18 protein-coding genes and 2 pseudogenes are annotated in these 20034 nt (G+C 72.5%); 6 read left to right on the forward strand and 14 right to left on the reverse strand.

The window, feature by feature from the left end; all coding sequences use genetic code 11:
• Positions 1–4: 4 nt before the first annotated feature.
• The gene (locus tag ACFOX0_RS24210) at positions 5–2773 is read right to left on the reverse strand and encodes a DEAD/DEAH box helicase (RefSeq protein ID WP_377549958.1); all 2769 of its coding nucleotides are present in this window, start codon (positions 2771–2773) and stop codon (positions 5–7) included.
• 85 nt (positions 2774–2858) lie between these two features.
• On the opposite strand from ACFOX0_RS24210, the gene ACFOX0_RS24215 reads away from it, so the two are divergent.
• On the forward strand, positions 2859–3683 hold the full coding sequence (locus ACFOX0_RS24215; RefSeq protein ID WP_377549960.1) for an HAD family hydrolase: 825 nt from the start codon (positions 2859–2861) through the stop codon (positions 3681–3683).
• 70 nt (positions 3684–3753) lie between these two features.
• Here ACFOX0_RS24215 and ACFOX0_RS24220 read toward each other — a convergent pair whose 3' ends face one another.
• The 6 genes and pseudogenes from ACFOX0_RS24220 to ACFOX0_RS24245 form a co-directional block, all read right to left on the reverse strand.
• The gene (locus tag ACFOX0_RS24220; protein WP_377549962.1) at positions 3754–4698 is read right to left on the reverse strand and encodes a diacylglycerol kinase family protein; all 945 of its coding nucleotides are present in this window, start codon (positions 4696–4698) and stop codon (positions 3754–3756) included.
• Between the two features lie 109 nt (positions 4699–4807).
• Positions 4808–5758, reverse strand: coding sequence for a twin-arginine translocase subunit TatC (tatC, locus tag ACFOX0_RS24225; protein ID WP_377549964.1), 951 nt, complete (start codon positions 5756–5758; stop codon positions 4808–4810).
• A gap of 19 nt (positions 5759–5777) precedes the next feature.
• The gene (tatA, locus tag ACFOX0_RS24230; RefSeq protein ID WP_377549966.1) at positions 5778–6110 is read right to left on the reverse strand and encodes a Sec-independent protein translocase subunit TatA; all 333 of its coding nucleotides are present in this window, start codon (positions 6108–6110) and stop codon (positions 5778–5780) included.
• A gap of 212 nt (positions 6111–6322) precedes the next feature.
• A complete protein-coding gene (locus tag ACFOX0_RS24235) occupies positions 6323–6571 on the reverse strand; it encodes a hypothetical protein (RefSeq protein WP_377549968.1) in 249 nt (82 codons plus the stop codon).
• A gap of 89 nt (positions 6572–6660) precedes the next feature.
• Complete coding sequence (locus tag ACFOX0_RS24240; RefSeq protein ID WP_377549970.1) at positions 6661–7722, reverse strand: helix-turn-helix transcriptional regulator; 1062 nt, start codon at positions 7720–7722, stop codon at positions 6661–6663.
• A gap of 176 nt (positions 7723–7898) precedes the next feature.
• Positions 7899–8885, reverse strand: a pseudogene (locus ACFOX0_RS24245) (helix-turn-helix transcriptional regulator); the annotation flags it as partial.
• Between the two features lie 127 nt (positions 8886–9012).
• Between ACFOX0_RS24245 and ACFOX0_RS24250 the strand changes: the two are divergent.
• Complete coding sequence (locus ACFOX0_RS24250) at positions 9013–9981, forward strand: cation diffusion facilitator family transporter (RefSeq protein ID WP_377549972.1); 969 nt, start codon at positions 9013–9015, stop codon at positions 9979–9981.
• A 48-nt stretch (positions 9982–10029) separates the two neighbouring features.
• Positions 10030–11121: a DUF3866 family protein gene (locus tag ACFOX0_RS24255; RefSeq protein WP_377549974.1), complete on the forward strand. Its 1092-nt coding sequence runs from the start codon at positions 10030–10032 to the stop codon at positions 11119–11121.
• 105 nt (positions 11122–11226) lie between these two features.
• On the opposite strand, the gene ACFOX0_RS24260 is transcribed toward ACFOX0_RS24255, so the two are convergent.
• The 3 genes from ACFOX0_RS24260 to rfbA form a co-directional block, all read right to left on the reverse strand.
• Positions 11227–11439, reverse strand: coding sequence for a hypothetical protein (locus ACFOX0_RS24260; RefSeq protein WP_377549976.1), 213 nt, complete (start codon positions 11437–11439; stop codon positions 11227–11229).
• A gap of 83 nt (positions 11440–11522) precedes the next feature.
• Entirely contained in the window at positions 11523–12881 is a 1359-nt protein-coding gene (pafA, locus tag ACFOX0_RS24265; protein WP_377549978.1) for a Pup--protein ligase, read from the reverse strand.
• Positions 12882–12985: 104 nt separating this feature from the next.
• Positions 12986–13846 carry a glucose-1-phosphate thymidylyltransferase RfbA gene (gene rfbA, locus ACFOX0_RS24270; RefSeq protein ID WP_377549980.1) on the reverse strand — a complete coding sequence of 287 codons (861 nt, stop codon included), beginning with the start codon at positions 13844–13846 and terminating at the stop codon, positions 12986–12988.
• Between the two features lie 97 nt (positions 13847–13943).
• Here rfbA and rfbB point away from each other — a divergent pair, with 97 nt between their 5' ends.
• The 3 genes from rfbB (at position 13944) to ACFOX0_RS24285 (ending at position 17046) form a co-directional block, all read left to right on the forward strand.
• Positions 13944–14951, forward strand: a complete 1008-nt coding sequence (rfbB, locus tag ACFOX0_RS24275) for a dTDP-glucose 4,6-dehydratase (protein ID WP_377549982.1) — start codon at positions 13944–13946, stop codon at positions 14949–14951.
• A 110-nt stretch (positions 14952–15061) separates the two neighbouring features.
• A complete protein-coding gene (gene rfbD, locus ACFOX0_RS24280; protein ID WP_377550078.1) occupies positions 15062–15958 on the forward strand; it encodes a dTDP-4-dehydrorhamnose reductase in 897 nt (298 codons plus the stop codon).
• Between the two features lie 38 nt (positions 15959–15996).
• Positions 15997–17046 (forward strand): glycosyltransferase family 2 protein, encoded by a 1050-nt coding sequence (locus tag ACFOX0_RS24285; RefSeq protein ID WP_377549984.1) that lies wholly within the window; start codon positions 15997–15999, stop codon positions 17044–17046.
• A gap of 17 nt (positions 17047–17063) precedes the next feature.
• On the opposite strand, the gene ACFOX0_RS24290 is transcribed toward ACFOX0_RS24285, so the two are convergent.
• From ACFOX0_RS24290 to ACFOX0_RS24305, 4 genes and pseudogenes are all read right to left on the reverse strand, one after another.
• Positions 17064–17486, reverse strand: a complete 423-nt coding sequence (locus tag ACFOX0_RS24290; RefSeq protein ID WP_377549986.1) for a protein-tyrosine phosphatase family protein — start codon at positions 17484–17486, stop codon at positions 17064–17066.
• A 276-nt stretch (positions 17487–17762) separates the two neighbouring features.
• Positions 17763–18542, reverse strand: a pseudogene (prcA, locus tag ACFOX0_RS24295) (proteasome subunit alpha); the annotation flags it as partial.
• Positions 18543–18605: 63 nt separating this feature from the next.
• On the reverse strand, positions 18606–19445 hold the full coding sequence (gene prcB, locus ACFOX0_RS24300; protein WP_377549988.1) for a proteasome subunit beta: 840 nt from the start codon (positions 19443–19445) through the stop codon (positions 18606–18608).
• Positions 19364–20032, reverse strand: a complete 669-nt coding sequence (locus ACFOX0_RS24305; protein WP_377549990.1) for an endonuclease VII domain-containing protein — start codon at positions 20030–20032, stop codon at positions 19364–19366. The genes prcB and ACFOX0_RS24305 overlap by 82 nt, the downstream gene beginning before the upstream one ends.
• Between the last annotated feature and the right edge of the window lie 2 nt (positions 20033–20034).

Consider the following 20034-nt stretch of genomic DNA (forward strand, 5'->3'; position numbering starts at 1 on the left):
GGGGTCAGCTCACCGCCTGGTAGGCCAGGACGCCGCGGTTGACGGCCGTCATCGCCGCCTTCGCGGTGGCCCGCAGGTCGGCCGGCGCGCCGCCGCAGTCGGCGATCTGGCCGAGCAGGTCGACCACCTGCCGGGCCCATCGGACGAAGTCGCCGGCCGGCATCTCGCCGTCCAGGTTGTGTCCGCTGGCCAGCACCTTGGCCAGCGGCTCCCCCCGGGCCCACCGGTAGATCGGCCAGGCGAACCCCAGGTCGGGCTCCCGGGTGGTGTCCAGGCCCCGGCTGGCCTCGTCCGCCTCGATCCCGCTCCACAACTTCAGGGTCTCGTCGACGGCCTCGGCGACCTCGCCGCGCGGCACCGACGCCCGCTCGTCGGCGTCCCGACGGGCCTCGAAGACCAGCACCGACACCGCCGACGCGAGTTCGGCCGGGCCCAGCCCGTGCCACACCCCGCGACGCAGGCACTCGGCCACCAGCAGGTCCGTCTCACCCCAGATCCGGGCGAGGGTACGACCCGCGTCGGTGACCTCGCCGGCCGGGGAGAGGTAACCACGCGCGGTGAGCAGGTCGCAGATCCGGTCGAAGGTACGGGCCAGCGAACCGGTCCGGCTGGACACCCGCTGCCGCAGTTCCTCGGTGTCCCGTTCCAGCCGCCGACGCCGCTCCGCCCAGCGGGCGTGTTCCTCCCGGTCGGCGCAGGCGTGGCAGGGGTGCCGGCGCAACTCGGCGCGCAACTGGGTGAGCTGGTGGTCCTCGCCGCCGGACCGGGACCGGCCGCCCCGGCGGGAGCCGTGCCGGTTCAGTCCGGTGCCGCTGACCTCGGCCGCCAGGTCCCGACGGGCGGCCGGGGACCGGTGGTTGAAGTGCTTGGGCACCCGGATGCGGGCCAGCACCTCGGCCGGGCTGGTGAAGTCGCCCGGGGTGATCCGGCCGGCCCAGCGGTCCTGGGTCAGCACCAACGGTCGGGGTTCGCCGAACCCGGACCCGGCCGGGTCGAGCACCACGGCCAGCCCGGCCCGCCGGCCCGAGGGCACCCGGATCACGTCGCCGACCCGCAGCCGCTCCAGGGACTTGATCGCCGCGGTCCGGCGCTGCACCTGCCCCTGCCGGGCGAGCGCCCGTTCCCGGTCGGCGATCGACACCCGCAGGGCGAAGTACTCGGCGAAGTCACCGTGGTGGCATTCGGCCTCCGCGTCGTACGCCTCGATCGTCTCGACGTTGCGCTGCACCTGCCGGGCCAGGCCGACCACCGACCGGTCCGCCTGGAACTGCGCGAACGACGACTCCAGCAGCTCCCGGGCGGGCGCCGCGCCGACCGACCCGACCAGGTTGACCGCCATGTTGTACGACGGCCGGAAGCTGGACCGCAGCGGATAGGTCCGGGTGGAGGCCAGCCCGGCCACGTGCCGCGGGTCGACCTCCGGGGACCAGACCACGACGGCGTGCCCCTCGACGTCGATGCCCCGCCGGCCGGCCCGGCCGGTGAGCTGGGTGTACTCCCCCGGCGTCAGGTCGACGTGCGCCTCGCCGTTGAACTTGACCAGGCGTTCCAGCACCACGCACCGGGCCGGCATGTTGATGCCCAGCGCCAGCGTCTCGGTGGCGAAGACCGCCTTCACCAGGCCCTGGACGAACAGCTCCTCCACCACCTCCTTGAACGCGGGCAGCAGCCCGGCGTGGTGTGCGGCCAGGCCGCGCTCCAGACCGTCCAGCCACTCCCAGTAGCCGAGCACGGACAGGTCCTCGCTCGGGATGGCGGTCATCCGGCGTTCGGCGATCCGGCGGATCTCCACCCGCTCGTCGGGGGTGGTCAGCCGCAGCCCGGCGGCCAGGCACTGCTGGACGGCCGCGTCGCAGCCGGCCCGGCTGAAGATGAACATGATCGCCGGGAGCAGGTTCTCCCGGTCCAGCCGCTCCACCACGTCGGGCCGGAACGGCCCCCGCCAGCGCGGCCCGCGTCGGCCCCAGCCGGGCCCGGAGGTACGCCCCTCGCCCAGGTCCAACCGGCGCATGGTGTCCCGGGTGTAGCGCAACAGCTCCGGGTGCACGTCGTGCTTGCGGGCCGCGTCCGCGTCGTGGAACAGGTCGAACATCCGCTTGCCGACCAGCATGTGCTGCCACAGCGGCACCGGCCGGTGCTCGCTGACCACCACCTCGGTCTCGCCGCGCACGGTGACCAGCCAGTCGGCGAACTCCTCGGCGTTGGAGACGGTGGCCGACAGGGACACCAGGGTCACCGACTCCGGCAGGTGGATGATCACCTCTTCCCACACCCCGCCGCGGAACCGGTCGGCCAGGTAGTGCACCTCGTCCATCACCACGTAGGCGAGGCCGCCCAGGGTCGCCGAGCCGGCGTAGAGCATGTTGCGCAGCACCTCGGTGGTCATCACCACCACCGGGGCGTCGCCGTTGATCGCGTTGTCCCCGGTCAGCAGGCCCACCTGTTCGGCGCCGTGCCGCCGGACCAGGTCGTGGTACTTCTGGTTGGACAGCGCCTTGATCGGGGTGGTGTAGAAGCACTTGCGCGGGGTGCCGGCGGTCCGGCCGTGCCGCAGCGCCAGGTGCACCGCGAACTCGCCCACGACCGTCTTGCCGGCGCCGGTGGGTGCGCACACCAGCACCCCACTGCCGCGCTCCAGGGCCTGGCACGCCTCGCGCTGGAAGTCGTCGAGGTCGAACCCGAGATCCTGGGCGAACTCGTGCAGGGCGGGAAAGGTGGAGGCCTGCGCGGCCCGGCGGCGCGCCGCGGCGTACCGCTCGGCGGGGCTCGACATGTCTCAAGATTAGTGCGTGCCGGCCCGTCACACGCGGTGAGGCCGTCGAGCAGCCCCGTCGGGCCCGGTCGGTAGGGTGCACGGCGTGCCGGACCATGCCGAACCGCCCAAGCCTCGTACCGCGAGCGGCCCCGCCAGCGTCGGCGCCGTCCACCAGCCGGCCGGTGCCGCAGGCCGGCCGGCGCCCCGCCGGCCGGTCGACGCCGTGCTCTTCGACTTCCACGGCACCCTCGCCCAGGTGGAGGACCCGGTCGGCTGGGTGCTCGCCGCAGCCACCGAGTGCGGCACGACGCTGGACCGGGCGAAGGCCACCGCGCTGGCCGACCGGCTGGTGATGGCCGGCCGGGCCGGCGGGCCGGCGCCGACCCGGGTGCCGCCGCACCTGGCCGAGGTGTGGGCCGACCGCGACCTCTACGAACACGCCCACCAGGCCGCCTACACCGGGCTGGCGGCGACCGTGCCGACCGACGTGGACGGACTCCCGGACGCCCTCTACGACCGGGTACGCCGACCGGAGGGCTGGCTGCCGTACCAGGACACCGCCGACACGCTGCGCGCCCTGCGGGCGGCGGGCATACCGGTGGCCCTGGTCAGCAACATCGGCTTCGACGTCCGGCCGTTGTTCGACGCCTGGGGCCTGACCGGCCTGATCGACGCGTTCGTACTGTCGTACGAGGTGGGCCGGTGCAAGCCGGACCCGGCGATCTTCCTGCGCGCCTGCGGCCTGCTCGGGGTCGACCCGGAGCGGACCTTGATGGTGGGCGACACCCCCGCCGACGCGGGCGCGGTACGCGCCGGCTGCGCCGTCCTGGTCCTCCCCGCCGCCGAGGCCGGCCTCCCCAACGGCCTCACCGCCGTCCTAGACCTAGCCCACCCCACCCCCACCCCCACCCCCGGCCCGCCGGGTTGATCATGAAGTTGTTGTCGCCCGCTCCGGCGTGTCGCGACAACAACTTCATGATCAACCGCCGGAACCGGGGTCAGAGCAGCAGGTTGGTTGCGTGGGGGACGGCGGTGATCGTCACGGGGAGCGGGGTGGCGCGTTCGCCGTCGGCGTAGGCGGTGATGTCGTGTGCGGCCAGCTCGACGGTGCGGGCCCGGAAGGTGCGCACCAGCGGGTGGTCGACGTGGGTGCCCCGGGCGAGGCGGGGCTTGACCCGCATCAGCTCGCGCCGGTCGAACCGGCCGCCGACCACGACGTCGAGCAGGCCGTCGGTCGGGTCGGCGGCGGGACAGATCCGCAGGCCGCCGCCGTAGCTGGCGCAGTTGCCGACGGCCACCAGCACCGCGTCGAACTCGTGCGGGACACCGTCCAGCACCAGCCGGTAGCGGCGGGGGCGCAACCGGGCCAGTTCGACCAGGATCGCCAGGTCGTACCGGCGGCGGCCGCGCGGCCAGCGCATCCGGTTGGCCCGTTCGTTGACGATCGCGTCGAAGCCGGCGGCGAGCACCGCGCCGAACCACCGTACGCTGCCGTCCGGGCCGGTCATCCGGGCCAGGTCGACCGGGCGGGTGCGCCCGGCGGCGAGCGCCGCGCCGATCGCGTCGGCGGCGGCCAGCGGGTCGGCGGGGAATCCGGTGTCGGCGGCGAAGTCGTTGCCGGTCCCGGTGGGCACCGCGCCGTAGGCCACCGGGGTGCCCGCCACGGCCTGCAACGCCAGGTGGACCGTGCCGTCGCCGCCCACGGTGACCAGGGCCGCGGCGCCGTCGGCGACGGCGTCGTGGCAGGCGGCCAGGGCCTGGTCCGGGGTGTCGGCGGTCAACAGCCGCAGCGTCCGGCCGGCCACCGCGAGCCGGTCCAGCACCGCCGGCAGCAGGTCGGCGTGCCGCCCCCGGCCGGCGGTCGGGTTGGTCAGCACCGCCACCGGGCCGGCCGGGACGGGACCGGCCGGCGCGAGCGCCGGCCGGTGATCGTGTTCGGTCACGGCGAGCACCGTACCTTCCGGCCGTGACCAGCGGTAACCCCCGGCGGTACGGCTGTCGCCGGGGGTTAGGCGCGGCTGGTACGGACGCTTGCTGAGGGTACCGACTGGATCAGGTCAGGTCGTCGTAGCGGCGTTCGATCGGCTTCGGCGCGGCCACCGGGGCGATCGGCTCGACGGGCTCGGCCCGGTCGATCGGGTCGGCCTCGTCCACCGGCCGGTGGTCGAACTCCAGCGGCGACACCTCGTCGTCGGACAGCCCGGCATAGGCGTCCTTGCCCCGACCCCGCCGTTTGTCGTTGATGAGGGCCACCCCGACGGCGATGAAGTAGAGCAGGCACAGCGCGCCAGCCAGCATGATCATGCCGAACGGTCCCGGATCGGGAGTGGCGATGGCGGCGAAGGCGAACGCGATGAAGACGACCGCCCGCCACCAGCTCAGCAACCGGCGGCCGGTGGCGACCCCGGTGAAGTTGAGCATCAGCAGGATCAGCGGGAACTCGAAGGCGACCCCGAACAGCAGGATCATGTTCGTGACGAAGGAGATGTACCGGGTCACCTCGAGTTGGGTCGACGTTCCGGTGACCCCGGCCTCCAGCAGGAAGCGCAGGCCCTTGTCCACCACGAAGTAGGCGAGCACCGCGCCGGCGGCGAACAGCGGCGCGGCGATCGCCACGAAGACGTACGCCCACTTGCGCTCGTGCCGGTGCAGCCCGGGTGCGATGAACGCCCAGAGTTGGTAGAGCCAGACCGGGGCACCCACGATCAGGCCGATCCACAGCGCGAGCTTCATCCGCAGCAGGAAGCCGTCGGTCGGCGCCAGCTGGAGGAACGACTGGCACTTTCCGTTGACGGTCATTCCGGGCAGGCTGCAGTACGGCTCCTTCAGCAGGTCGAAGGCCGGCTGGGACAGCCAGAAGCCGACTATCAGCCCGACGGCGATCGCTAGCGAGGCGCGGAACAGCCGGGTCCGGAGTTCGCGGACGTGCTCGATCAGGGTCATCGAGCCGTCGGCGGCCCGCTCGAAGTTGCTCGGACCGCGTTTGCGGAGTGCGAAGGCCACGGCTACGGGCTCTGCGGGGTCAGTTCTCGCGGACGCGCTGCACCGGGTCGACGACCGGCGACTGCGGCGCGGCGGGCGGCTGGTAGGCCTGCTGCTGGCCGGCCGGCGGCTGCTGGTAGCCCTGCTGCTGGTAGCTCGGCTGCTGGTGCGGCGGGATCGGCTGGTAGCCGGCCTGCGCGTCCGCCTTCTCGGCCAGGTCCTTGTCGTCGTCGGACAGGCTCTTGGTCTCGGCCTTGATGATCCGCATCGACCGGCCCAGCGCACGGGCCGCGTCGGGCAGCCGCTTCGCGCCGAACAGCAGGATCAGCACGACCACGAAAACGGCGATGTGCCACGGCCTGAGGGCACCCATGGGAAGCTCCAGTTGGTCTTCGGCGGACAGAGGAGTGTCCCGACCATCGTACGTTGGCAGACGGTCGGTGCCACCCGCCGGGCTGAGAAGATCTTTCGCCCGGTCGGTGCAGTCTGGAACACCGTCACCGCCGCGGTCAACCCGCCCGACCTTCTGATTCTGCGCGATTCACCGGCATGTCGAGCACAACCCATGCATGAACCGGGCGATCGTCAGTCCCCGCGCTTGGCCTTGATCACCGCGATCCGGCGCTGGGTAATCTCCGCCCGCTGCTGGACCTGTTCCACCCGTTGTTGCAGGTCGACCGCCCGGGCCTGCAACGCCTCCACCTCGCCCTGCCGGCGTTGCAACCGCTCTGCCGCCCGGCTCAGCGGGCCGAGCCCGGCCAGCACCGGCCGGACCGCCAGCGCCAACACCAGCAGCGCGAACACGATCACCCCGAGCACGATCCACGTCACCACGGCGGTCAGCCTAGTGCCTGGCCGGTCCCGCCGCCCGGTTGCCAGGGCCGGTCGGCCCGACGCCAGGTCGGCGACGCCCGACGGCGCCCCTAGCCGGTCCCGCCGCCGCTCGGCGCCGTCACCTCGTTGCCGGCGCCGAGCGGCGCCGCGTAGGCGTCCAGCGCGGCCAGCGCCTGGTCGCGTACCTGCTCGGCCAGCTCGGGTGGGGACACCACGGTGACCTCCGGGCCCATCCCCAGGATGAACCGGCGGGCCCAGGCCAGGTCGGTCACCCGCAGCGACACCAGCCACTCCTCGGCGGCGACCTGGCCCGGGTCCACGCCGCCGGGCGGTCGCAGGCCGGGCTCGACCCGCTCGCACGGGTAGTACTCGGTGATCCACCGGGCGCTCCGACCGATCCGCAGGGTCACCAGCGGCAGGTCCGGCGTGGGCCGGAAGATCCCGGCGCCGACGTCCAGCGAGCGCGCCTGCGGCGGCACCGCGGCCGGCTCGTCCAGCTCCGTCAGGGCGTCGATCCGGTCCGCCCGGAACAGGCGTACCGCCTCGGCCCGGCGGCACCACGCCTCCACGTACGCCCGGCCCTCGACCATCAGCATCCGGATCGGGTCGATGGTGCGTTCGGTGCTCTCGTCCCGAGCTGCCGTGTAGTAGGTGATCCGCAACGCCCGGCGCCGCTGCACCGCGCCCCGTAGCGCCTCCAGCCGTTCCCGGTCGCCGGGCAACCGGACCTCGACCGGCGCGGCGACCAGGTCACCGGCCGCCGATTCGATCTTGGCGAGGGCCCGTTCGATGGCGTCCCGGTTGGCCATCCCGGGCGTCTCGGCGAGCATCCGCAGCGCCACCAGCAGCGCCATCGCCTCGTCCGGGGTCAGCCGCAACGGCCGGTCGATGCCCGCGTCGTAGGTGATGGTGACCCGGTCGCCGTCGAAGGCCATGTCGATCAGGTCACCCGGGCCGTAGCCGGGCAGGCCGCAGACCCACAGCAGTTCCAGGTCCTCGCGCAGCTGCCGCTCGGTCACGCCCAGGTCGTTGGCCGCCTCGGCGATCTCGATGCCGGGCCGGGCCAGCAGGTAGGGCACCAGGTTGAGCAGCCGGGCGAGGCGGTCCGCCGAGGCCCGGGCGCCGGTGGTCCGGGTCGCCGGCCGGGTCATGCCGGTGCCCCGCTGCGGCGCCGCGCCGGCCCGGACCGGGCGGCCGGGCCGGCCCGCCCGCCCGCGTCCCCGTCCGGCCGGGTGTTGCCCGGTCCGGAAGCGGCCGGTCCGGTCTCGCCCGGCCCGGGGTCGTGCGGTCCGGAAGCGGCCGGTCCGGCCGCCCGGTCCGGCACCGGCCCGCCGGTGACCGGCTGGTCGTGTCGCACCGCGACCTCCTTCAACCGCTGGATGACCGCCTCGCGCACCTCCGGCGGCCCGAGCACCCGGACGTCCGGACCGTAACCGACCAGCGTGCCGGCCAGCGACTCCGGATCCGCGTACGGCAGGACCAGCTCGTCGCCGTCGGGTCCGGTACGGCTCTCCCGCGCCCAGCGACGCAGCCCCGCCGCCCGCCCCGGCCGGACCAGGACGGTGGCTCGACCGCTGCGCTCCACCGGCCCGGACCAGCGGGCCACGTGGCTGATCAGGTCCACCCCGGCGGGCGGCTCGTAGTCGCCCGGGCGGCCGACGGTCCGGACCGCGCCGACGATGCGGGACAACCGGAAGCACCGGGTGGCCTCCCGGTCCAGGTCGTGCCCGACCACGTACCACCGGCCGCGCCAGCAGACCACGCCCCACGGCTGCAGCCGGCGGCTGGTGGACGCGTCGTCGTCGGGCACCCGGTAGTCGAAGGCGACCTGGCGGCGGTCCCGGGCCGCCGCGGCCAACGGCGCGAACGCCGGGTCGACGGTCACCACCGGTTCCAACCCCAGGGTCGCCTGCGGGTCGACGTCGATGCCGGCCGCCCGCAGCTTGGCCAGGCCGGACGACGCCGCGGCGGCCAGCCCGGCGTGCTGCCACAGCCGGGCCGCGATGCCCACCGCCGCCGCCTCGTCGGGCTCCAGCGGGATGTCCGGCAGCGCGTACTCGCGGTGGGCGATGCGGTAGCCGGGTTCGGGGTCGAAGGCGCTGGCCGTGCCGGTCTCCAGCGGCACCCCGAGTTCGCGCAGCTCGGCCTTGTCCCGCTCGAACTTGCGCTGGAACGCCTCGTGGTCGCGCGGGTCGGCCGGATCATGCTCGTATCCGGGCACGGTCGCGGCGATCTGCGCCGCGGTGAGGAACCGCCGCGTCGACAGCAGGCAGATCACCAGGTTGACCAGGCGCTCGGTGCGGGTCCGCGACACCTGCTGAACGCTAGCAGTGTCACCCGGTGGTCCGTGCACCCCACGCGGCCTCCCGCCGCCGCACGCCCGGTCGGGCGTCCGGTTCGTCGCCGAGCGGGCCGTCTGCCCTAACCATAGGGTGATCGACGTGGAGCGTGCGGCGGGCAGTTCGGAGAGCGTCGGGACGGTCGTCGTGGCCGGTCTGGCGAACCTCGCCATCGCCGTCGCCAAGGCGGTCGCCGGTCTGCTGTCCGGCTCGGCGGCGATGCTCTCCGAGGCGGCCCACTCGTTCGCCGACACCACCACCGAGGTGCTGCTGTTCACCGCGCTGCGCCGGGGCACCCGGCCGGCCGACCCACGGCACCCGTTCGGGCACGGCAAGGAGAGCTACGTCTGGGCGTTCATCGCGGCCCTGTTCACCTTCGTCGCCGGGGCCGGCTTCTCGGTCACGCAGGGCGTTCAGAGCATCCTCGCGAGCCGGCACAACGGCAGCTACCTGGTCTCGTACCTGGTGCTGGCGGTCTCGTTCGTGCTGGAGTCGATCTCGCTGACCCGGGCGGTCCGGCAGGTCCGCGCGGCCTCCCGACACTGGCGGCTGACGCCCCTGCGGTTCCTGCGGCACACCGCCGACACGACCGTGAAGGCGGTCACCCTGGAGGACAGCGCGGCGTTGGTCGGCCTGGTGCTGGCCGCCCTCGGGGTGGGGCTGACCGAGCTGACCGGCAACCCGGTGTGGGACGGCGTGGCCTCGATCGCGATCGGCGTGTTGCTGCTGGTGGTGGCCGCGATCCTGGCGCGCAGCAACGTCTCCCTGCTGGTCGGGCGCGCGGTGCCGCCCCGGATCCGCGCCGGGATCGAGGAGGAACTGGCCGGGCTGCCGACCGTGGAACGGGTCGACACCCTGCTGACCATGCAGCTCGGCCCGGACGACGTGCTCGTCGCCGCGAAGCTCGACTTCGCCGACGACGCGACCGGCGCGCAGATCGAGGCGACGGCGGACCTCGCCGAGCAGCGCCTCACCGACCGCTACCCGACCATCCGGTACGTCTTCCTCGACCCGACCCGCGGGTTGGGTCGTACCGGACCGACCGGCGGCGGCCGGCACGGGGAACTGTGAACCGACCCGGGCCGGCCGGCCGCGTCGCGTCCGACTAGCGTTCCGGGCATGGTGCGTTGGCGAACCGGTACGGTGACCGCGCTGCGGCGGCAGTGGCACGGCGCGATGGAACTGACCGTCACCGTCGCCGACGGCACGCCGGTACGGGCCCTCGCCTACCCCGACCTGGTCGGCCGGCCGGAGCCCGGCGACCGGGTGCTGCTCAACGTCGGCGCGCTGATGATGGGCCTGGGCACCGGCGGGTACGCGCTGGTCGTCGCGCTGCCGGACCGGCTGCCCGCCGACCCGCCGGAGGCGGTCGACAGCCGGGACGCCGGGCACCTGGTCAAGGCCCGCTACACGCCGCTGCAGCCGATCCTGATGGGCGCCGACGAGGAGGCGTCCCCGCACCGCACGGTGCTGGCCGAGGTCGACGACATCGGCGGGATGCCGGTGGTGACGGCCGACCTGCACTCGGCCCTGCCGGCGATCCTCGCCGGGATCCGGGCCGACACCCCGGACGCCCGGATCGGGTACGTGATGACCGACGGCGGGGCACTGCCGGCGTGGTTCTCCCGGACCCTGGACGGGCTGCGCGACCAGTTGGCCGGGACGGTGACCGTCGGGCAGGCGTTCGGCGGCGACCTGGAGGCCACCAACGTCCACACCGGGCTGCTCGCCGCCCGGCACGTGCTGCGGGCCGACGTCACGATCGTCACCCAGGGGCCGGGCAACCTCGGCACCGGCACCCGGTGGGGCTTCTCCGGGGTCTCGGTCGGCGAGGCGGTCAACGCCGTCGCCGCGCTGGCCGGGCGGCCGGTCGGCTCGCTGCGGGTCTCCGCCGCCGACCCGCGACCCCGGCACCGCGGCCTGTCCCACCACAGCCTCACCGCGTACGGGCGGGTCGCCCTGGCCCCGGCCGACCTGGTCCTGCCCACCGGCCTGCCGGCCGACCTCGCCGCGGCCGTCGAGCAGGCGTTGGCCCCGCTCGCCGGCCGGCACCGGATCGTCCGGGTCGAGCCGGACGGTCTGGACGCGGCGCTGCGGGCGACCCCGGTCGCGCTGTCGACGATGGGCCGGGGGCTGGCCGCCGACCACGCCTACTTCCTGACCGCGGCGGCCGCCGGCCGGCACGCCGCCCGGCTGGCCGGCCGCGGCTGACGGATAGCGGTCCCGCTCAGAACGTCCGCTTCGCCGGGTCGTGCCGTGCGGTCTGCTGGCCCAGATCCGCCAGTGCCCCCGTGGTCGCCGGCCTTCCCGGGCCGGTCAGCTGAGCACGATCAGGGCGACCCAGGCGCCGACGATCACGACCAGGGCGACCGCCAGGACCCAGGTGGGCACGGTGTACTCGCCGCGTCGGTTCCGGGCGATCTCCTCGGCGATCTTGTTACGCCGCCGCTCCAGCCAGGTGCGGCGAACCTGCTCGGACTCGTCGTCGGACTCCGGCTGGCCGGCCGGCGGGGATACGGAAGGTGCCATAAGGCTGGCAGCCTACCCAACCCGCCGGCCGGTACGCAGCGTACGACCGCTCCCTGGGCCGGAACCGCGCCCCGCCGACCGGGTCACATGCTCGCGATGAGTCGTTCCACCCGCTCGTCGTACGCCCGGAACGGGTCCTTGCACAGCACCGTGCGCTGAGCCTGGTCGTTCAGCTTGAGGTGCACCCAGTCAACGGTGAAGTCCCGCCGCTTCTCCTGGGCGTGCCGGATGAACTCGCCGCGCAGCCGGGCCCGGGTGGTCTGCGGCGGGGTCTCCTTCGCCTCGAAGATTTCCGGGTCGGTGGCCACCCGGTCGACCCTGCCGCGCCGCTCCAGCAGGCCGTACAGGCCCCGCCCGCGTCGCACGTCGTGGTACGCCAGGTCCATCTGGGCGACCCGGGGGTGCGACAGCGGAAGGTTGTGCTTGTCCTGGTAACGCTCGATCAGCCGGAGCTTGGTCACCCAGTCGATCTCCCGGCTGACCGGCTCCAGGTCGCCGCTCTCCACCGCGTTCAACACCCGACCCCAGAGCTCGACCACCCGCTTGGCGGTCTGGTCCCCGCCCCGGCGCTCGACGAACTCGGTGGCCCTGGCGAGGTACTCCTGCTGGATTTCCAGCGCGCTGACCTCCTTGTTGGAGGCCAGCCGCACCTTGCGGCGACCGGTGATGTCGTGCGAGACCTCGCGGATGGCCCGGATCGGGTTCTCCAGCGACAGGTCCCGCATCACCACCCCGGCCTCGATCATGCGCAGCACGATGTCGGCGCTGCCGACCTTGAGCAGGGTGGTGACCTCGTTCATGTTGGAGTCGCCGACGATGACGTGCAGCCGCCGGTAGCGCTCGGCGTCGGCGTGCGGCTCGTCCCGGGTGTTGATGATGGGACGGCTGCGGGTGGTGGCCGAGGAGACGCCCTCCCAGATGTGCTCGGCCCGCTGGGACAGGCAGTAGACGGCCCCGCGGGGGGTCTGCAGCACCTTGCCCGCCCCGCAGATGAGCTGCCGGGTGACCAGGAACGGGATCAGGACGTCGGCCAGCCGGCCGAACTCCCCGTGCCGGGAGACGAGGTAGTTCTCGTGGCAGCCGTACGAGTTGCCGGCGGAGTCGGTGTTGTTCTTGAACAGGTAGATCTCGCCCGCGATGCCCTCGTCGTGCAGCCGTTTCTCGGCGTCGACGAGCAGCCCCTCCAGGATCCGCTCGCCGGCCCGGTCGTGCGCGACCAGGTCGACCACCGAGTCGCACTCCGGGGTCGCGTACTCCGGGTGCGAACCCACGTCCAGATAGAGCCGGGCCCCGTTACGCAGGAAGACGTTGCTGGACCGACCCCAGGAAACCACCCGCCGGAAGAGGTACCGGGCGACCTCGTCCGGCGACAACCGCCGCTGTCCTCGATAGGTACACGTGACGCCGTACTCGGTCTCGAGACCGAAGATTCGCCGCTCCATGAACAGACATTAGCCGCCCGGGCACCCGATTGGTCACCGTCCCGACCGGACAGCATGCCCGTCAGTGACGAAAACGGGACGTACGGCCGACCGGCGGCGGGTGATCAGCGGAGCAGGTCGAGCAGATATTCGCCGTAGCCGCTCTTGGTCAGCGGGACGGCGAGGTCGCGCAACTGGTCGTCGTCGATGAGGCCGGCCCGCCACGCCTCCTCCTCCAGGCAGCCGATCTTCATCCCCTGCCGTTCCTCGATCACCCGGACGAACTCGGCCGCCTGCATCATCGACGCGAAGGTGCCGGTGTCCAGCCAGGCGGTGCCCCGGTCCAGCACGGTCACCGTGAGCTGGCCGACCTCCCGGTACGCCTCGTTCACCGCGGTGATCTCCAGTTCGCCCCGGTCGCTGGGCTTCAACCCGCGGGCGATGTCGACCACCCGGTTGTCGTAGAAGTAGAGGCCCGGCACGGCGTACCGGGACTTGGGCACGAGCGGCTTCTCCTCGATCGACAAGACCCGGCCGGCGCTGTCGAAGTCGACCACGCCGTACGCCTCCGGGTTGGCCACCGGGTAGGCGAAGACCCGGCCGCCGACCAGCCCGTTGTGGTCGGCGAGCTGCCGGCCGAGGCCCACGCCGTGGAAGATGTTGTCGCCGAGGATCAGCGCGACCGAGTCGCCACCGATGAAATCGGCACCGAGGACGAACGCCTGCGCGATACCCTCCGGCCGGGGCTGGACGACGTACTCCAGGCGCAGCCCGAACTGGCTGCCGTCGCCGAGCAGCCGGCGGAACTGGTCCTGGTCCTCCGGGGTGGTGATGACCAGGATCTCCCGAATGCCGGACATCACCAGGGTGGACAGCGGATAGTAGATCATCGGCTTGTCGAAGACCGGCATCAGCTGCTTCGACACCGCCCTGGTGATCGGCCACAGCCGTGAACCGGTGCCGCCGGCAAGTAGGATTCCGCGCATTCCGCGAGCCTACCGAGCAGACAGAACAGCTCGACCACGACTCGCTGGCAGCGGCGACGGCGATACCGCCAGCGCGGTCGCGTAGACTTCCGGTCCCGTGAGGATCCTCGTCACCGGCGGAGCCGGATTCATCGGGTCTGAGTACGTCCGCATGCTGCTGACCGGTAGCGCACCGGGGCTGTCCCTCGGTGCGGTCACCGTGCTGGACAAGCTCACCTACTCCGGCAACCTCGCCAACCTGGACCCGGTGCGGGACGACCCACGGCTGCGCTTCGTGCAGGGGGACATCTGCGACCCCGGGACCGTCGACGAGGTGGTCGCCGGACACGACGTGATCGTGCACTTCGCGGCCGAGTCGCACGTCGATCGGTCGATCTCCGGCGCGGCGCCGTTCGTCACCACCAACGTACTCGGCACCCAGACGCTGCTCGACGCGGCGCTGCGGCACGGCACCGGCCGGTTCGTGCACGTGTCCACCGACGAGGTCTACGGTTCGATCGCCGAGGGCTCGTGGACCGAGACCTGGCCACTGTCGCCCAACTCGCCGTACTCGGCGTCCAAGGCCGGCTCCGACCTGCTCGCCCTGGCCTACCACCGGACCCACGGCATGGACGTGGTCCTCACCCGCTGCTCCAACAACTACGGGCCGTACCAGTTCCCGGAGAAGGTCATCCCGCTGTTCGTCACCAACCTGCTGGACGGCGGCACCGTCCCGCTCTACGGCGACGGCGGCAACATCCGCGACTGGCTGCATGTGCACGACCACTGCGTGGGCATCGCCCTGGTGCAGCAGAAGGGCCGTGCCGGGGAGGTCTACCACATCGGCGGCGGCACCGAGCTGACCAACAAGGAACTGACCGAGCGGCTGCTCGAGGCCTGTGGCGCGGGCTGGGACCGGGTCGTCCCGGTCACCGACCGCAAGGGCCACGACCGCCGCTACTCGCTGGACATCACCAAGATCAGCGAGGAGTTGGGGTACGCGCCGAGCATCCCGCTGGACCGTGGGCTGGCCGAGACGGTGACCTGGTACCGGGACAACCGCGCATGGTGGGAACCGCTGAAGACCACCACCCCCACGAGCCCACGCCCGGTCAGTCCCGCATGAGCGGTCGGCCCCGCATGAGCGAACGCACCGAGCGCAGCGAGGGCCGTGAGCCCATGCCCAGTCGGCCCCGCATGAGCGAACGCACCGAGCGCAGCGAGGGCCGTGAGCCCATGCCCAGTCGGCCCCGCATGTGCGGTCAGTGGTTGGTCACCGGTGCGGGCGGCATGCTCGGGCACGACCTGCGGGCCGTACTGGCCGAGCGGGACCGTCCGGTGACCGCCGCGACCCGGGCCGACCTCGATCTCACCGACGCCGTCGCGGTCCGGGCCGCCGTGGCCGGTCACCCGGTGGTGATCAACGCCGCCGCGTGGACCGACGTCGACCGCGCCGAGGCCGACGAGGCGGCGGCGACCGCGGTGAACGGTGACGGCGTGGCCAACCTGGCCCGGGCCTGCGCCGAGACCGGCGCCCGGCTGCTGACCGTCTCCACCGACTACGTCTTCCCCGGCGACGCCACCGGACCGTACCCGGAGGACGCGCCCACCGCCCCGGTCAACGCGTACGGCCGCAGCAAGCTGGCCGGCGAGCAGGCCGTCGCCCGGCTGCTGCCCGACACCGGCTACGTGGTGCGCACCGCCTGGTTGTACGGCCGGCACGGCCGGAATTTCGTGTCCACCATGCTCCGACTCGCCGACACGCACCCCGAACTGGACGTGGTGGACGACCAGGTCGGCCAGCCCACCTGGTCGTACGCCCTGGCGGAACGGCTGGTCGAGTTGGCGGACGCGGCGCTGGTCGGGCGGGCGCCCGCCGGTGTCTACCACGCCACCGCGTCCGGGCAGACCACCTGGTACGGCCTGGCCCGGGCCGCGTTCGCGCTGGGCGGTCTGGACCCGGACCGGATCCGGCCGACGACCAGCGAGAAGTTCCTCCGACCCGCGGCCCGACCCGGTTACAGCGTGCTGGGCCACGAGCGGTGGACGCTGGCCGGCCTGGACCCGCTGCCGGACTGGCACGTCATGCTCACCACTGCGGCACGCAGCGGTATTCTCGCGCCCACCCCCTGACCTTCCGCACCCCCGAGCACGTCAGGAGACGATCCGTCATGTCCGAGTCGAGTGCCAGCCCGGCGACCGAAACTGGTCGGCAACCGCGGGTCAGCGCGGTCGTGCTGGCCTGGAAGGCCGAACCGCTGTTGCGTGCCTCGGTCGAGTCGCTGCTGGCCTCCGCGAAGGTCGACTGCGACGTGGTCCTGGTCGACAACGGCTGCACCACCGACGACGTCGAGGTGCTCGGTCGGCTGCCCGGGGTCACCGTGGTCGGCGAGGGTGAGAACATCGGCTTCTCCGCCGGCTGCAACCTCGGCGTGAGCGCCTCCAGCGGTGACTACGTCGCGCTGATCAACGGGGACGCGATCGTGGAGCCGACCACCCTGGCCCGGCTCGTCGAGGAGCTCGACCATCCGGACATCGGCATCGCGGCCGGGGCGATCCGGCTGACCGACGAGCCGGAACTGCTCAACTCCAGTGGCAACGAGGTGCACGTGCTGGGGGTCAGCTGGATCGGCGGCTTCCGGCAGCGGGAGACCCGTACCGAACCCACCGAGACCGCCGGGGCGATGGGAGCCTGCCTGGTCACCACCCGGGCGCACTGGGACCGGCTCGGCGGCTTCGACCCGCACTACTTCGCCTACCACGAGGACGCCGACCTCTCGATCCGCACCTGGCGGGTCGGCCTGCGGGTGGTCAACGTGCCGGACGCGGTGGCGCTGCACCGCTACGAGTTCAGCCGCAACAGCTTCAAGTACTACCTCGTGGAGCGCAACCGCCTGATGTTCGTCAGCACGCTCTGGGGCCGACGTTCGCTGTTGCTGCTGGCTCCGCCGCTGCTCGCCCTGGAGTTGGTCATGCTGCTGCTGGCCACCAAGGAGGGCTGGCTGCGCGACAAGCTACGCGGATACGGCTGGCTGTGGCGCCACCGCGGACACCTGGCGCGCCGGCGCCGACTGCTGCAGGCCGAGCGGACCGTGCCGGACCGGGTGTGGATGCGGGTCGTCGTCGACCGGTTCGACACCCCGTTGATCAACCCGCCCGGAGTGGGGGTGCTGAACGCGGCGATGTCGGCGTACTGGCGGGTGGTCCGCCGCTGGGTCTGACCGCCCGCTCCGGGTGGTCAGTGGACGTGCCGCAGCCAGCGCCGCTGCCAGACGGTCTCCACAGCACGCCGGCGATAGCCGGCCCGGACCCAGGCCACCGCGGCGTCCGGGTCGAGACCGTCGAGCACCGCCAACGCGGCCAGCGCGGTGCCGGTACGGCCGACACCGCCCCCGCAGGCCACCTCCACCCGGTCGCCCGCGTAGGCCCGGCGGTGCGCCTCACGGAGCGCGTCGAGGGCGTCGGCCCGGTCGACCGGGATCCAGAAGTCCGGCCAGCGGATCCGCCGGTGCGGCCAGTCGGGGACCGGCCCGTCGGCCAGCAGCAGCGCGAAATCCGCCGGGCCGACGCGGTCCCGGTCACGCACCCGCCGTCCGCGTACCCGCGCTCCGGCCGGCAGGGTGAGCAGACCGGCCTCGTCGATCCACGGGACGGCGCTCACCGCTGCCGTTCTCTGGTCACCCGCCGGGCCTGCGGTGCAGGGGCAGCCGGTTCAAGAGCCCGACTTGCCGGCGCTGCCGGTTTCGCCCTTGTCCTGCCGACCCTTGGCGCCCTTGTCGGCCGGCTTGTCGGTGGCCGGCTTGTCGGTGGCCGGCTTGTCGGTGGCCGGCTTGTCGGTGGCCGGCTTGTCGGTGGCCGGCGCGTCCGTGCCGGCCTTCCCGGTGGCGGCCTTGTCGGTCGATTCGAGATCGGCGGAGGCCGCCGAGACCGTGGGCTTGTCCGGGCCGCTGGCCGGGGCCTTGGGATCGGCGGCCGGGTCGGCCGGCTTCCCGGTTTCGGCCTTGGCCGCACCGCTGTCGCCGTTCAGCAGCCCGGTGAGCGCGGCACCGGTGATCCGCCGGAACGTACGACCGGTCCGGCGCCGATCCAGGACCGCGACCTCCAGTTGGTTGGCGGCGATCGACCGGGGCGTCGAGCCACCCTCACCGCCGACGCTGGCCAACGCCTTCAGCGCCAGCTTGACCGCGTCGGCGAGTTCCATGTCGTTGCGGTGGCTGGCCTTCAACGCGTTCGCGATCGCGTCCGCCTGACCGCCCATCGCCATCCGGCCGGGCTCGTCGTTGACCGAGCCGTCGTAGGTGATCCGGTAGAGCTCGTCGTCGTCCGGGGTGGTGCCCACCTCGGCCACGCAGATCTCCACCTCGTACGGCTTGGACTGCTCGGTGAAGATGGCGCCCAGGATCTGCGCGGCCCAGTTGGCCAGGGCCCGGCCGGTGACGTCCCGGCGGTCGTAGCTCAACCCGTTGAGGTCCGCCATCCGCACGCCGGCGCGCCGCAGGTTCTCGAACTCGTTGTACCGACCGACGGCCGCGAAGCCGATCCGGTCGTAGATCTCGCTGACCTTGTGCAGGGCGCTGGAGAGGTTCTCGGCGACGAACAGGATCCCACCGCCGTAGCTGAGCACCACCGCGCTGCGCCCCCGGGCCACACCCTTGCGGGCCAGCTCGGAGCGGTCGCGCATGATCTGCTCGGGCGAGGCGTAGAACTGCATGGCCACGGCGGTGGTTCTCCTTCTGGGCGGTTCGGTCGGCGTACGGGAACGGCGCTGGCGGTGAGCGGATCAGCCGCCCGAGTTCTCCATCCGGGCGGACACCACGGCCTGGGCGATGGCCGCCGTCTCGGCCTCGGGGAGCCGGTTGGTGCCCTCGGCGGTGGCCGTCATGACGACCGGGTAGATGCCCCGGGTGAGGTCGGGCCCGCCGGTGGCGGTGTCGTCGTCGGCCGCGTCGTACAGCGCCTCGACGGCGAACCGGACCGCGTCGTCGAGGCTCATGCCCGGCCGGTACCGCTTCTTCAGGGCGGACTTGGCGAACAGCGAACCGGAGCCGATCGCGCTGTAGTGCGTCTCCTCGTACGGGCCGCCGGTGACGTCGAAGCTGAAGATCCGACCGGCCCGGGCCGGGTCGGACGCGGCCAGGTCGAACCCGGCGAACAGCGGGATGACCGCCAGCCCCTGCATCGCCGCACCGAGGTTGCCGCGGACCATCGACGCCAACCGGTTGGCCTTGCCGTCGAGGGACAACATGGCGCCCTCGATCTTCTCGTAGTGCTCCAGTTCGACCTGGAACAACCGGATCAGCTCGATCCCGATGCCGGCCGTGCCCGCGATCCCGACCAGCGAGTACGCGTCGGCCGGGTGCACCTTCTCGATGTCCCGCTGAGCGATCAGGTTGCCCATGGTGGCCCGCCGGTCGCCGGCCATCACCACCCCGGTCGCGCCGGTGATGGCGACGATCGTGGTGGCGTGCGGGGCGATGTCGGCGGCCAGGCCCGGTGGCAGTGGGCGGCGGCCGGGCAGCAACTCGGGCGCCACCTGGCTCACGAACTGCGTGAAGGAGGACGTCCCCGCGCTGGTGAACGCATCTGCCAGACGCCCGGATGGATCGAAAGCCGCTGCCACGTGGTTCCTCTCAGATACGTGATCGCCCCGGCCAGCCGCGTCTCACTGTCGCGGAACTGACCAAGACCACCGTTGCAGTTGAAGCAGAGTATCCCGCGCACCCAGTTGGTGCGATGATCGTGGTCCAGATGTTGCGGGTCAGCCGCACCGCAGATGGCGCAGACACCACCCTGCTCGCTGAGAAGTTCTTGAAACTCCTTCTCACCGACACCGTAGCGGCGGCGCAGATGGTATTCGCGACTACCGCCGTACAGTCGCTGCCGAGTTTCCTTACCCCGGAGGTTGTGGCAGGGCTTGCAGTAGGTGTGGCGTCCACTCCCCTTCTTGATACGGGGGAACTCATCGATCGCCTTGATCTGGTCGCAGTCTGGACACCACTTCATGCCTTCGGCAACGGGACTAGACGCCCGCTTCTGCGCGGTGATCCCTCGCTTGCGGCGGCTCGCTTCTGAGCGAGTCGCCGCGCAAGCCTTGCAGTAGAAGGCCAGACCGTCAGGCCGCCGACTGTTGCGGTGGAATTCCGTAAATGGCAGCGACCGCCCGCACTGAGGGCATTGCTTGTCCGATGATCTCAAAGAATCGGACATTT

The sequence above is a fragment of the Micromonospora zhanjiangensis genome, from assembly GCF_042650605.1.
GTDB classification, from domain to species: Bacteria; Actinomycetota; Actinomycetes; order Mycobacteriales; family Micromonosporaceae; genus Micromonospora_J; species Micromonospora_J zhanjiangensis.